Source organism: Mucilaginibacter sp. UR6-11 (genome assembly GCF_020880695.1).
GTDB lineage: Bacteria > Bacteroidota > Bacteroidia > Sphingobacteriales > Sphingobacteriaceae > Mucilaginibacter.
Window position 1 is genome coordinate 271,398 of sequence record NZ_JAJIWO010000001.1, and the last position, 14,159, is coordinate 285,556.

Below are 14,159 nucleotides of genomic sequence, written 5' to 3' on the forward strand. Positions count from 1 at the left end.
TTGTAAATTCACCTCCATATGAACCAGCATTATGTACCCAGGGTTTACCTGAAAAATTTCGCCGAGAAGAAAGGCTCAGAGTACTTCGTGGACGTTTATGACATCACCAAGAAAAAGACCTTCAACACGAATATCACGAATATCTGTGCCGAGCGGCACCTGTACACACTGGATGTTGATTCCAAGATCAATGGAGATGTAATGGCCATTGAAAAAATGTTTGCGGTGGGTTTTGAGCCAGCCTATCAAAAAGTTTACGACCTGTTAATCAACGACGAAATCATCCATATCACCAATGAGCAACGGGAAGAGATACTGGGCGCCATTCTTCAATTGTATACGCGGAACCCCCGTATCTTAAAAATCAGTATCGCACATCATACTGAATTAATTAGGAAAGCTTATGCAAGCGCCGTCAAGGAAGGCCAAAAAGGCGTGACCTATCTTGATGAAGATTACAGTTTCCAGGAATGGACCGAGCAAGCCATCGTTGACCATGTCCAAATGTTGGTCACCAAAGACTTTAAGATTGGTAATATACACCGCTTAATCGAAGTAGGCACCTTTCATGAATTCGCCAAACTGGAGGTCCGTAAAAACAAAGGCCCAAGTACCTATTTTACAAGCGACAATCCTTTAGTGATTGAAGATAAATTAACCCGCGAGGCGCATCCGCTGGATATCTCCGTCGAATTCCTCATTGCCTTAAATCCACAATATTTGCTTCGGATATATCATGACAACCAGCTCGACCTCAACCTGATCTGGCGTACGCCCAGCGGCAGTGCGGATACCGCAACCAGTAATCAGACGATCTATCAGCAAGCCGAAAGGTTCATTATTGGGAAAACGCAATCCTTAACTGAGTACCTGCAAATGGAAGAAGCGCTATTTAAAGATAACTCGATAGATGCCATCATGAAGATCATGCGCCCAATCATTGATCATATCGAAAAGGAAAACCGCCATGATGAATACACTTTATTTCTAAAAAAATATTTGGAATTGTATGAGCAGCATGATGGTTTAACTCAACAGGAAGAACAGGATTTTTATGCGCAATACCATGCCTCGAACCAGGCCTGGCGACGATCCCGCTTAACCTAAGTGACAATATTTTATTAATTTCGGCTATGCCGAATTATAGTAAAGCTTTCGTGGAAACAACATTGGAGTCATGGGAGGACATATTTAAACTGCCTCAGCGTTTTATGGACCGGTTTGTTTTCAGGGGACAGGGCAACCATCAATGGCCCATTAGTCACTCGCTTGAGCGCTCAGTAGCTAAGTATTATCCGAATAATACCGACAGCATGCTGGCCTTCATAGAAGAAAAAGCGATGATCAAAGAGTTTAAATGGAAGTACCCGCTTTATTCCAAATCAAAACCAGATCCGAAAGATATTGTCGAATGGCTGACGATAATGCAGCATCATGGCGCGCCAACGCGCCTTGTCGATATCACCCGTTCCCTATTTGTAGGCATTTATTTCGCGATCAGCGAACATCATACCACCGATGCGACTGTTTGGGCAATCAACAGTACGATCTTGAGGGGATATTTGTTTGAGCGTTACCGCAAACGATTTAATGTAAATATGGCGAGTCATGAAGATATCAGTGCCTATTCCCATGATTGTGCAAACGAATTGTTGACAGGCGTTCCTGTTTCCGAAAAAATGGGTGCCGGCGTGTTCTATATTGAGCCCAAACTGGCTAATGACCGGTTGGCCCGTCAGCAAGGCGCGTTTTTAATGCCGTCAGATATAACCCAACCCTTTGAAAAACATTTAATGAGCCATGTGAATAATGATCGCCCACTGGCGATTGATTTTAAACCGCTCATCAATTATGCTGAAAGCGCAAAATATAAACAAGACGATATCGCGATATTAAAAATCAATATCCCACATAGGTTGAATTTCGAAATAGGAAAATACCTGCGTGCCATGAACATTACAACAGAAATACTTTTCCCGGGTTTAGACGGATTATGCAAGTCGCTGGCTTATCTGCGGATGGAAGGTATGGGCAATCCTTTCAAATTATAGGAAATGAAATTAGATATTACCGATAGCGAGGAGTTTAGGGAAATTGTGCGGCGGAGCCGCGCGCGGGAGTTGCATGAGCTGACGCGACGGTTGTATAGTGGAGCCGTGGTGGTTTATGGTGAGGCGGGTATGGGTAAGACGACCTTGCTGGAAATGTTCCGGGCAGAGAACCCGGGTGCTTATCGTAAGATCACGCTGTTGCGGGGTTATGACATCGAGCTGGATAAGTCTTTGCTTGTTCCTTATATTTTGCCTGGCGGTATGCGGCCTACGGCGTTCCCGGAGTTGATAATTATTGACGGTTTGGACGAAGTCCTCACTCCTGCTTTGCGGGAACAAGTGGCGGATATTGTCCGCGAAGGTTGGACCAGGGGCTACAAGGTTATTCTGTCGGCCAGGAAACAGCCTGATGAGAAGGTGTTTGACCAGTATACGAGTTCCATTAACTTGCGGGGCCTTAATGAAAAGGAAATCCTGTTACTCTATGAAATGTTTAGGCGTCATTCCAACAAGCATCCCGATTTGGACATGACCGTACGCGACTTGGTTTTGGCAGACTACAATAAACCACGGGATATTCTGACACAATTCAATTTTTTGTTGGACGATGAGGGTGAATATCTTTATCGTAATCCGGTCATTATTGAAGAATTAGAACGGCCAACTATCATCTTAGAGGAAGCGCCGGAAATCATTACCGATCTGCGATTTGTCAATAAAAAACTATTAGACCGGATCGGCCGCAGGCCGGAAGCGATTCGTGATTTATCGCCCCGGCAGTTCGAGGAACTGGTTGCCGAAATCTATGAAGAACGGGGCTACAGCGTACAACTTACCCAGCAAACCCGGGACGGCGGCAAGGATCTCATTATTATGCACCGGAGTGATATCGGCAATTTTATGATTTATGCTGAGTGTAAACATCGTGCACCTGACCGTCCGGTAGGCGTTGGTGTGGTCAGCGAACTGTTCGGACGCATCAATTTCGACCGGGCTACAGCCGGCATGGTCGTCACCAGTTCCTATTTCTCACCGGACGCCAAAGTTTTCCAATCCAAAATTGAACATCAAATGAGTTTGGTTGATTATGCGAAACTCAGTTCGATGATGGGCCGGTCATAGCGGTCTTTTTATTTATTTTTTCCAGACCGCAGCAGGACGGACACATCCGAGGAAAACGGGGACAATTGCTGTAAGCATCTGTTCACGGCCCCCGGAGGTGTGGCCGGATGGCGCTGTCTTTCGTTTTTGTTGTTATATTTAGGGCGTAATAAAACCTTTATAACATGGCTGTAAACGCGCAAGAACTCCGCATCGGCAACTTTATTCAAACGCCTGAAGGCCTGGCTAAGGTCGTGACTATTGCCAATATGAAAATCGGCGGTACCCGCCTGGAGAACGGCAACCACAAAGTGATGGAATACGAAGATTGCGAACCCATCGAACTGACCGTGGACTGGCTGGATAGATTCGGTTTCATAAAAGAAGACGAAACCTGGTGGAACAACCACGTCGGTGTCAAAACCGTTGAAGGCGGTTTTTATTTCAGTGCGATGCATGATGGTATCACAGATATATCTTATGTCCATCAGTTGCAAAACCTGGCCTATGCAATCAATCAAACCGAGTTGACGTTGGAGTAAGTTCAGGCATTAGCAGATCGCGAAATTGCAAGCCGATTCACATGAACAAGATGTTACCCCGGTTTATACATTGATGTATGAACTATCCCATGACATCGCTTGATTATTTAGCTAATTACTTTAGTATATTTGGTCATGGCTTTAGAAAGATTGTTTGAACTGATCAGAAAAGAAGATGTGGTATTGTTTTGCGGAGCGGGAATGTCCATGTACGCTAGTTATCCCTCAGGCTATCAACTTTCACAACTCATATATGACCAGTTAACTACCGCAGAGTCGAATGAAATAGGAAAAGGATTGACCCTTCCGGACTTAACGGAAGAACTGGTCAATTTGCGGATGAGCCGTAATTCATTGATCGCTTTGTTGAAAGACATCTACGCTAAAGCGCCGGCTGATCAAAGCCTTCATTTGAAGTTGGCCGGCATTCCCCATATTAAAACGATCATCACAACGAATTACGACCGGCTGTTTGAAATGGCTTATGGCGACGCTTGTAGTCTGGTCAGGTCTTCAGTTGACTTACCTTATATCAAAAAAGATCAGCCAGAGGTTTTCAAAATACACGGTGATCTATCATTGCCGGATAGTATCCTGATCACCAAAACGGATTACACCCGGTTTTTTGACTCTCAAAAAGAAGATGTGCTTTGGACCGTCGTTAAGGAACGCTTGGCTACCCACCATGTCTTGTTTATCGGTTACAATTTGGACGACGTAAACATGGAATCCATCTTTCGTAAAATAAAGGAGAACCTGGGTGACAATCACAAAGAACTTTTCCTATTGGCCCCCGATTTAAAGCTTCCTAAGGTACAGCGGTTAATCAAAGATGGCATTCATTATATTGACAGTACCGCCGAAATATTTATTGATAGTCTTTTGGCCAATATCAAAGATCATATTTATGAAGATTTCAAGCGTAGATGGTGCGGGCCTGACACCTTTCGTATCTTTCTGCAGAAGAACAATCTCGCGCCTACGTTAAAATCAGAGAAAGATCAATTCAAAGTTTCGGCATTAGCCGGTTTGAACAAACCCCTAACGACCCGAATGACGTTTGGTGTGCCTATTGATCAGCAGGAATTTATCGAACGCCTGGAAAACGTGTTACAAAACAAAGAACTGGGTACGGTCACATTAGATGCAGCAACAGTTTTGAATCTGAACGTTTATTTTAATGATATCAAGATCTCGGCACCGGATGGCGGCGGGCCGATGACCTTTAGCTCCGCACCTGTGCGTTCGGCGGTAATCGCTATCATGTTCGATGACGGTACGGAATACGATAACTTGAAAGTAGACTTGTTCAAAACCCAAACGCACCTGATCTTTTCTTTTCCGTTTCCAAACGTCGATCTGAAATTTTACACTGCGCCCGAGGAAATGGTCAATTTGCAATATGAACTTAAACTTTTACGCACCGGCGATTATGGTGCGTTGAATGATGAACTCCGGACGATCACGTTTTTGAGAGATATCGGCTCGGGTAAGAAATTTACCATACATGTACCAGGTTCAACCCCTACTACTCTTCAAATGGCTCCGGCTGACCCTTTACTCGCCCTAGCTAAAAAACATCTTTACTATTTTGAGCGTTTGAAACAAATCGAGAGACATTTTGCGATTCGGTTTAATCATATCGGGGAAATCACTAAGGAATCTTATAATACATTGAATCTGTTGATCGCACATATAGAAGGCAAACCATTTTTAGGGGTTTTTGAAAGCGCTTGGAGCTTGCGGCCTACAGACAGAACGAAAGCGCTGGAGTTTATTAAATCAGTCACGCCCGAAAGCGAACTTTTACAGAACGGCTCAGAACCTGAAAACTGCGTTTTACATGGGCAAACTATCGCTTTGGGTTACCGGCGCATCCAGTTGCTGGAGCCCTATATCGCCAATATCAAGGAGGTAGAGAGCGATCCCACAGCTTTTATCCAACTTGCCAGCAAATCGGAAACCATCGCCATATCTTTCTCGGAAAGCCCTTCATGAATGGATTAAAACAATATCTGACACGGGACCTGATCAAATGGGTCGAGCAACAGGCAAAAGACCCGATCTGGCAGATGGGCGTTTTGGCTTCGTTTAAGAAGCAGTGGTATGGCATTATGTCTATTTCGGCTGCGGGTCTGATCCATATTCACGGTAACAGGGATACGGGCTGGGCACATATCATCAGCCGTCATAGTTATTATTCCAATGACCTTTATTTCGGGCTGGGAGCCTTAGGCGAACCGAGCCGGTTCCAAAATACTGGTATACCCATATTTGACTGGCGACAAATCGCTGATGACATTTTCGTACAGGGTAACATCGATACGAAAGAACACCAGGACGCAGCACTATTTGTAAAATATACTGGTTCCTCCTCCCGTTTCACCAGCTCAAACGGAGAAAGCAAGGATTTTATATTGATTCTTTACCGTGATACCCGGATCGTCCATTCTTTATTCCCTAAAAAGAGTTTACAACCGGATACGCCCAAATCCAAGCTGCGTGAATTCAAGCGGGCACTGGACTATATCAGCGTCGAAAGGCCGATGTTGGGCGACCACCTGACGATGCGTATTCCTTATCTTAATGAGGAACTCACCGAACGTTACGTTATTGTCGTACATATTGATCTGAATACGATGCAAAGCCTTGCGCATTTACAAGTTAACTGGCCGAACGGGCAACCGCGTTATAGCATCCATACCTTACTCATTTTTGATGTTCGGTTGGACAAGGCAGACGTAGACGCCAATACTATCGAGTTCACGCGTTTTATCAATAGCTTTACCAAGTACAGCGACTTTGAGCATATCGAAGAAGTAATGGCTCGTACAGAGAAAAATTTATTTACAAATTAAACATGGGTCTATTTAAAACCTGACTTATCAACAGTTGGGATGCCCGTACCGCGTTGCTCGTAATACAGATCAATACCATCTTTAAAACCGACAACTTGTAAATGTGTATCTTTTTTTATTTCACCAAGCGGAAAATGTCCCTCCATATGATAGCCCAAAATATCCAGCTCGTCTGAAAATGAAATATCTTCCCGGTCGTATATCGCAAGCCTGTTATCCAAATATTCCTTGAATTTGGTTTCATTCGGCATGAGGTCGGCGAATACCATCAGGTCAAATATGGAGATGATCCAGGACCATTTATATTCTTCACTCATTACGCCACTGCTGATCAAATATTTTAAGTTCGAAGCGATACCGGCAAGGTGCTCGAAAGTTACGGTGATCTTATAATAAGACTTGACCGAAGATTTATCTATGATAAGCTGTTTCCGGACCTTGTCCGCTACGTAACTAAACTCGGGACGCTCATTGTCAGTAATATATTTTAAAGCACGGTGACCCTGATAGGAACCAGCCGCTACGGTTTGCTCCAGTCTTAATTTTAAACCTTTTAATGCCCCGCGTTTGTGTTTATCATTCAGCAAGCCTGCTTTGACCTCAATAATATACACCGCATCAGCAGAAATGCCGATGATATCCAGTTCCGTTTTCTTGGGTTTGCCGTTTTCGTCGGGTACAAAATAATCCAATGATGAATAAAACCCGGCGCTTGGCAGCAATTTTTCGAATAAGCGCTTTGTTTTCCGCTCGATATAATTGTCCTTGGAATTTGGATCGGTGTTGCCCTGATAATGGTTTTCAAAATAAACCTCACTGGTGGATTTGATCAGATTTTCGGTTATCCTGAAAATGTTCCTGAAAGCCAGATTCAGGGAAAAATGGTAAAATTTATCCTTTTCTTTAACGAGCGGCTGCAACTTGATGATCGTGTCATTTAGTATAAAAGCTTTGAATTTTTCAGGTTGGAAAAAAACTTGGTTATCCCCAAAGGCCGCGGCCAGTTTTTCGAATACAGCTTTCTCTGTTTCGGTATGCGGGATTACCCAAAAAATCGTAGGATAACCAGCGATATCATCCAAACTGTGCAGCAGGACGGAATCGGGCGTATCCGGATTTTTAAGGTCAGGGTTAGCATCAGTAAATTGCTGAATAAAATGTTTGCCGGTTTCCATCATTGTTTGGAAAACCCTTTCCTTTCCCTGCATGCTCATCCATTCTTTTAAACGATCGTGTGAATTAGCAGAACCCAAAGGATTCCCTACTTTAGAATAGACCAAACTGTCCAGCTTAAGAATTACCCGGAGTAAGTCATTAGCGCTGAAGTGATAATATTGGTTTAAAAAATCACTGAATGGGGCAAAAAGTTCTTCAAAAATTTCTGTGATATGGATATGATAACCACTCCCCCTTACATTAATGCTCTCAGTGACGATCTGCGTGCGCAGCCAATGATCTGACTGATTGCCAGCTTCGGGTAATTCTGCCGACATCTCCCACATACCCATATTGTATTTGATCTTTGATAACTGGTCATAAATGGCTTGTAATTCCTCAGCATTCGGTATCAGCACACTTGTATTAGGTGTGGCAACAGCAATACTCATCGCATATTCGAGCAATAACTCAATTTCGTCATCTTTTTGTACAAGCTCGTTAGGATCAATCTCGTCCAACCCCTGATAGTTTTCCAAAAATTGGCTATATGAATTAGGCATTGCCTTAATTAGTCTCGCCCCCAGGCTTCCCAGCACATATACCTTATCAAATTTATTTATCGATGCTATTAACACCGCTATCTCTGCTTTTATCCATTCCAAATACCGTGGCCGATCTTTTTGGATATTCGCAAATAGTTCCTGCATCTGTCTTTTCAGTTCATCGGGAAAATATTCCGTGTGCATTGTCTTTAAATTAGTTAATGTTTAAACGCCTGCGAGGTTTTCGGAGAAGGATGATATCTAAAGGTTTCAATATAAGTTATTTAAAGATAAGGATTTAAACGCTAAATTAACCGCATGAAACCTTATTACAAATTGTTCGGTGATATCCCGGATGGTGACTACGATGGCTGCGTGGCCTTCCTAGAGAAGGAACTGCGTTTTGAGCTAACGGCGGCGTATGAGCAGGAGTTCGTGGATGCAGAGGTGCGACATTTTAATGATGCGGCGCGGCGGCTGTATACCTTGTATTTTGATTGCACGGAGGATTATGAGAGTACTGATATTTATTCACGAGCTGCGCGGGTGGTGTTTGTGTACGGCCGGTCGGCGGCGGGAACCAAGGAACGTGACAGCAAGCGGATGCGGCAGTTCTTGGGTACTTTTAAAAACCAGCCGGAATATGTGGGTTATGATAAGGGGCATTTTATCGCGCATTGCAATGACGGGCAGATTGATCAGAATTTATATCCCCAACTTAAGGAACTCAACCGAGGGTTATCGCCGCAAGGTAAACTCTTTCGGTCGATGGAACGCTATTTACAGCGAAACGAGGGCGTGTTTTATTTTGTCCGGCCGATCTATAACGATCTGACCTGGATACCGCACCAGATCGATTTTGGGATATTTACGAAAGAAAAGGGATTGTTATTGAATCGCTTTGATAACCGCAAACCAAATGACGCGGTATGACGATAGCATCGGATCTATTTAACAGCAGGGAAATAGCGTTAGGGATATGGTTAATTATCGCTGTAACCGCCGTTTTATTCGGAAAGTCTACCCGAAGCGACTTTGGTGGTGTGCTGAAAGCGCTGTTTGTTTGGAATTTGATGAGTTGGCTGGCGGGGATGGCTGTTTATATTTCGGTCTTTATTTATTTGTTTGATCGGATCGGGTTATGGACCTCTGACCTGCTGAAAGATACGGTGTTTTATATCTTGTTTTCGGCGACCGTCAGCATGTTCAAAGCGAATAAGATCAGTGAGAACAAGCATTTCTTCCTGGAAATGCTGAAGGATAATCTGAAGCTGGGCGTTTTGCTGGAATTCCTGATCGGACAATATACTTTCGATTTATGGGTAGAACTGCTGATCGTGCCAATTGCGGTGTTGCTGGCAGGTATGCAGGCTTTCTCCGGAACCGACGCGAAATATGCAAGCGTTAATAAATTGATCAATCGTATCTGGTTAATTACCGGTGCTTTTGTAATTTATCATATTGCCGATTCAGTTATCCAACACTTTCATGATCTGTTGTCTATTGATGTGCTCCGGCAAATATTGCTCGTGCCCAATTTAACGTTGGTGTTTATCCCTTTCCTCTATATCTTGTCGCTACGTATGGTTTACGAAGAGCAATTTATTTTGCTGAGTTTTAAACTTCGAGATAAAAAGCTGTTGCGGTTTGCCAAACGACAGGCGATAGCGAAATTCAATACTGATCTCCGCGGATTAAAGCGCTGGGTAAACCGCTGGAATTTATCACATCCGCAAACCCGTGAAGAAATCCTGGCAACTATAAACGCGTTTAAGGCTCAACAGCAACTCGAAAAAGCACCGCCGATTGTATTGTCGGAACAAGGCTGGTCACCTTATATTGCCAAAGGCTGGCTGCCGGATGAGAAATTAAAACCGGCTTTTTACGACCCGGCCTATGAAGAAAAATGGTCCGCAAGGTCGGGCAACCTGAAACTGGATAAAGACTGGTCCGGCAATAATATCACTTACAGCGTTATTGGCACCCGGCTGGCCGCTGATCAATTGGAACTGCGCCTGGCGGCCTATGAGCCCGGCAACATCGCTGAATTGCATCAGGTCTTTAAAAAGCGGGTAGCCTTGCTCTATCAAGCCGCTTTAGGTGTTGAACCGCCTTTAAAACTCACCAATGCTTTAGCGAAAAGCAAAAACAGCACTTATCGGCAAGGCATACATTATATTAAACTGCGAAAGGTGAACTGGGGTAATATTACGAATAGTTACGACCTGATTTTTACCATAAGTATCCAAGATAACGACTGATTGTCCTGTTTGACTATATTTGATACATGAGCGAAATTGATCTTGACCAGTATCTCGGTACTCCTGATGCGCATTTTAATGCCAATGCGCAGGCCTGGTATTTCGAATTTACCGGTACTAAAAGGCCGGACTGTGATATGTCATTTGAAGTATTTATTGCTGCCGTGCATGAGTTATATTTATTCGTACTTGCGCATAGGGATAAGCCGATCGCTTGTTTGAATTCGGTTAAAGATCTGCCGGTTCGCCTTAGTCTTACCGAAAAAGACACGTTGGTTATCGTAGATCGACTATTAGGTGTTTTGAGCCATCATGATGAATTGCCGAGCTTTATGCGGCCGTTCATGCAGATCGTTGACCACCGCCATGATTTAAGTCCGTACACGGAGGATCCGGATGTAATAGATCATAAGTGGGAATTTAGTTTCGAAGAAACAAAAGCCCAGATGGACGCCATAGCTACCACCAAAGAAAAGATGGTGTATATCATCAACCTGATCACTGATTTCAAACATAAATCAACGGAAATGGACGAGCTCACCTTACATTACTATATGGATACCGGTTTTCTGCAAAAGTGTATCGATGAGGTAAAACGTATCCAGTTGATCGACAGACTGGATAAAAAAGAAAACACGCCGCCAGTACCTGTCAAAAAAGGATACAGCGACACTGAGAAAAAAGAGATCGCCACCAAATACCTGCATTTCTTTAGTGGCTATAATTACAGCCATCGCAAGATCATGACAGATGCCGACTATGAATTATTATTACACTATTTCGATGAATTTCTCAAAGATGAAGCCGTACCAAGTGGAATAAGGCCGTTGCCTCAATTAGCTATTTCAAATGAATTCATACGCTATACTTTTTACCTGATTCACAAAGAACTGTATGGCACCCATCAGATCAGAATGCCTATGATCCATTTTATTCATACCGTATTCAGTCAGTTTGCAGGTACTGAGATAACGACGACCAAAACGAAATTCTCTGTTAAACCCAAATTATATAACAATGATTCGCAATACAGGAACGGGTAATATTGGTAAACTGCCGTTACCTGTTTCTTACCAATCCGTTACCCAGGTGATTTGTGATTATGAAAAAGATTACAAATACCCCCGCAGACAGAGTCCTAAAATGGGCCAATCTGATTGTTAGCCTGTTTAATATCCTATTAAAGTTAGTAGAACTCTTAAACTAGCTAAAGCGGGATTAGGTTCTGGATGTTGCAGAAGAACGGGTTAAGTTTGTCCACGATTGTTTCCAAGGTGGTAAGCCAAGATAGCGTTTTTGTGTTTCCTGGCAAATGTCGTAAAAACGTTGGGTGTAACTGCCTTGGTAGTCCGGCCAACACCAGGGGATAGCCTCCGATGTCAAAAGTTCGTTGCCAGTGAGCACTAATACAGGATTAACCGGGCCGTCGTTTTTCCAGTATTTCGCACCTTTTTTGGCAATGGCTTTTATGCCTCGTATCTCCGCATCGGTCAAAGTTTTTTTCAAGGTAGAGAATACTAGCACAGCGCCAGGGAATTGCTTGGCCAAAGCAGCCATTTTATGAAAATCTTTTGTTTTGAAACTATTAAATGTTTTGGATTCCCCGAATAGCGTTCCTTCCTTGTTTTCGGAAAAATTATTATCCTGCCAAAACATCGCATAATCAGCTTCCAGTTTTTGCCCGTTTGGCGATATAGCCTCAAAACTCGTTACTGGTGTGGTTTGAAAATGGATTAATTCAAAACTGCTCAATTGTCGCAGGGCGAGTAACACCGCAAATGCACCCGATGCAAATTGAGGTATACTAAACGGACCGGCGGTCTTATAACTCCAATTCCCCTTTTCTACGGTACCGGTTGCTCCAAAGTGATTTAGGCAGAGTTTACAATCCAACTGGTTATCCAGTTTCTCCATTGGATACCAGGACTCACGAAAGCAATGTGGACACTTTACCTTTAAACCAACCTGAAAGACTTTTTTATCGACAAGATAGTCTAGCAATCCATCCGTTTCGGCAGGTGTTCTTAATCTTCTTTTAAGCTCACCAAAATCAACTGCCCGTTCTTGATAAATTGGGATTTGATCACCAGTCTTTTTTTTTGGTTTACCTAGTGCAACTGCCCCTCCATTCATATATTCAAGCAGGTTAAGCAATTTTTCATTAGCGAGCACGTGGATATAGCCCTCTAATATCTCGTAGAGCCGCTTGGCGATAAGGCCAGGAACGGATATATTAGCTTCATACCCCTTATCTTTGAGCCATCCAAAAAAAAGCGACTCAGGTTCAGGAAGCTTCCATCGTTCGTGACCAGCATAATTAACTAACCTATTCATACCGGATCGACCAATCCGCCACTGCCTCCGCAACCCGGTCGTACTACCGATAGCGCGGAGATAATTTCGACCCGATGCTTTTGGAAAAACCGCAGCGGCAAACTGATCAGACCCATAAAGTCGCAGATTAATGGCATTTACGCATACCGGATGACCGGTGTATGATTGCTTATTCTGAACAAATTCAGGTATAAGCAAATCGAAATATATTTCTGCGCCCTGTACTTGGTCCAGATGGAATTCCTTTTCCTCACTATAAAAATCTTCTGGAATAATTCCATCTTTATCGATCGCCCACTCGTCCCAAATACGGGGAAACCAATACTGGTAAGATACAATATGATTGTGGCCGGTGATCGTGACATGCTTTTCAACCTCGAGCGAACGCATAAACTCCATTACTTCTTCCTGTCGCACGTTGGACGAAATAATTACTGTAGTATCGGCATAAACCTCGCTGTCCAAATGGCGTGGCCTGAAGTTCTCTAATAAATAGCTCAAGGCTAGCTTGCGCGCTGCTTCGTCTCTCAAATATTGCACCGCTATAGCGACGACCAACTGACCACAAGCGCGTAAGTTCCAGTAATCGGTCACATCATCCATACGGTTAGCGTCGATGAAAAGTAAGTAGCTTTTTCCGCGAAAGCCGTTTTTGTTTCTGCTATGCAGGAATTGCTGAGTTAACCGACGGGGAAAAAGCACATTGGGATCAAGCATCAAATCAAAATGCGCCAACGCGTTGCTATCCTCATTAATTTCAAGTGGTGCGTAATAGTGTTGTTTCAACGCATCGTTCACAGGCTTAGAGTAACTACCAAATAAGGCAGCCCAAAAAAGCCGATAGCGGTTACCAAGATCGGGCACATAAACCTTTACTGGATTTTTCGCCTGATATTTGAAATGTTCCTCATAGATCTTATTAAGCACATGATAGATACTGATCCCATAATCTGGTTCAGAATTGACGGGGTTTCCATGTTGCCTCCAAAAATCTTTTTCTTCGATAATCGTTAAACTCAGTTCCGTTATTTCGTGTGGCAACTCTTTAGCCAACTTAACAAAAATATCAGGATCAAAGCCATTAATGTAACCGATCAGCACACTGGCGATTGATGCCCGGCTATACCTTTCTTTCCAGTTCCGGGGTTTACGTTTATAAATGGGCAAAATCGGACAATAAGCCCCGCCCCAAAGAGCGCTGCACATTTCAATCGCTTTTAAAAACTGGTTTTGATCGCTATAGTCAACGAGAAAACAGAATTTAAGCGGTTTAACCTGACTTGTAATACTTCCGTTATAAGGCACCTTCTTA

General features: G+C 43.4%; 11 protein-coding genes. 9 read left to right on the forward strand and 2 right to left on the reverse strand.

All coding sequences use genetic code 11. The annotated features are described in order from the left end of the window. The first annotated feature begins 18 nt into the window (after positions 1–18). The 6 genes from LJ658_RS01335 to LJ658_RS01360 all read left to right on the forward strand — a co-directional run bounded on the left by LJ658_RS01335 (position 19) and on the right by LJ658_RS01360 (position 6,552). Positions 19–1,107 (forward strand): DUF4238 domain-containing protein, encoded by a 1,089-nt coding sequence (locus tag LJ658_RS01335; protein WP_230544652.1) that lies wholly within the window; start codon positions 19–21, stop codon positions 1,105–1,107. Between the two features lie 50 nt (positions 1,108–1,157). Continuing rightward, positions 1,158–2,051 carry an FRG domain-containing protein gene (locus tag LJ658_RS01340; protein WP_230544653.1) on the forward strand — a complete coding sequence of 298 codons (894 nt, stop codon included), beginning with the start codon at positions 1,158–1,160 and terminating at the stop codon, positions 2,049–2,051. 3 nt (positions 2,052–2,054) lie between these two features. Further along, positions 2,055–3,173, forward strand: a complete 1,119-nt coding sequence (locus LJ658_RS01345; RefSeq protein WP_230544654.1) for a restriction endonuclease — start codon at positions 2,055–2,057, stop codon at positions 3,171–3,173. A gap of 164 nt (positions 3,174–3,337) precedes the next feature. Further along, on the forward strand, positions 3,338–3,694 hold the full coding sequence (locus LJ658_RS01350) for a hypothetical protein (protein WP_230544655.1): 357 nt from the start codon (positions 3,338–3,340) through the stop codon (positions 3,692–3,694). A gap of 135 nt (positions 3,695–3,829) precedes the next feature. Continuing rightward, complete coding sequence (locus LJ658_RS01355; RefSeq protein WP_230544656.1) at positions 3,830–5,692, forward strand: SIR2 family protein; 1,863 nt, start codon at positions 3,830–3,832, stop codon at positions 5,690–5,692. Then, a complete protein-coding gene (locus LJ658_RS01360) occupies positions 5,689–6,552 on the forward strand; it encodes a hypothetical protein (protein ID WP_230544657.1) in 864 nt (287 codons plus the stop codon). The genes LJ658_RS01355 and LJ658_RS01360 overlap by 4 nt, the downstream gene beginning before the upstream one ends. Positions 6,553–6,560: 8 nt before the next feature. On the opposite strand, the gene LJ658_RS01365 is transcribed toward LJ658_RS01360, so the two are convergent. Continuing rightward, positions 6,561–8,456 carry a hypothetical protein gene (locus LJ658_RS01365; RefSeq protein ID WP_230544658.1) on the reverse strand — a complete coding sequence of 632 codons (1,896 nt, stop codon included), beginning with the start codon at positions 8,454–8,456 and terminating at the stop codon, positions 6,561–6,563. A 114-nt stretch (positions 8,457–8,570) separates the two neighbouring features. On the opposite strand from LJ658_RS01365, the gene LJ658_RS01370 reads away from it, so the two are divergent. Genes LJ658_RS01370 through LJ658_RS01380 form a run of 3 tightly spaced genes read left to right on the forward strand, consistent with a single transcriptional unit; the run spans position 8,571 to position 11,556 of the window. Further along, entirely contained in the window at positions 8,571–9,185 is a 615-nt protein-coding gene (locus tag LJ658_RS01370; RefSeq protein WP_230544659.1) for a DNA/RNA non-specific endonuclease, read from the forward strand. Next, a complete protein-coding gene (locus LJ658_RS01375; protein WP_230544660.1) occupies positions 9,182–10,513 on the forward strand; it encodes a hypothetical protein in 1,332 nt (443 codons plus the stop codon). Before LJ658_RS01370 ends, LJ658_RS01375 begins: the two co-directional genes overlap by 4 nt. Positions 10,514–10,539: 26 nt before the next feature. Further along, positions 10,540–11,556 carry a hypothetical protein gene (locus LJ658_RS01380; RefSeq protein WP_230544661.1) on the forward strand — a complete coding sequence of 339 codons (1,017 nt, stop codon included), beginning with the start codon at positions 10,540–10,542 and terminating at the stop codon, positions 11,554–11,556. Between the two features lie 175 nt (positions 11,557–11,731). Here LJ658_RS01380 and LJ658_RS01385 read toward each other — a convergent pair whose 3' ends face one another. Then, on the reverse strand, positions 11,732–14,152 hold the full coding sequence (locus tag LJ658_RS01385; RefSeq protein WP_230544662.1) for a hypothetical protein: 2,421 nt from the start codon (positions 14,150–14,152) through the stop codon (positions 11,732–11,734). Positions 14,153–14,159: the final 7 nt, after the last annotated feature.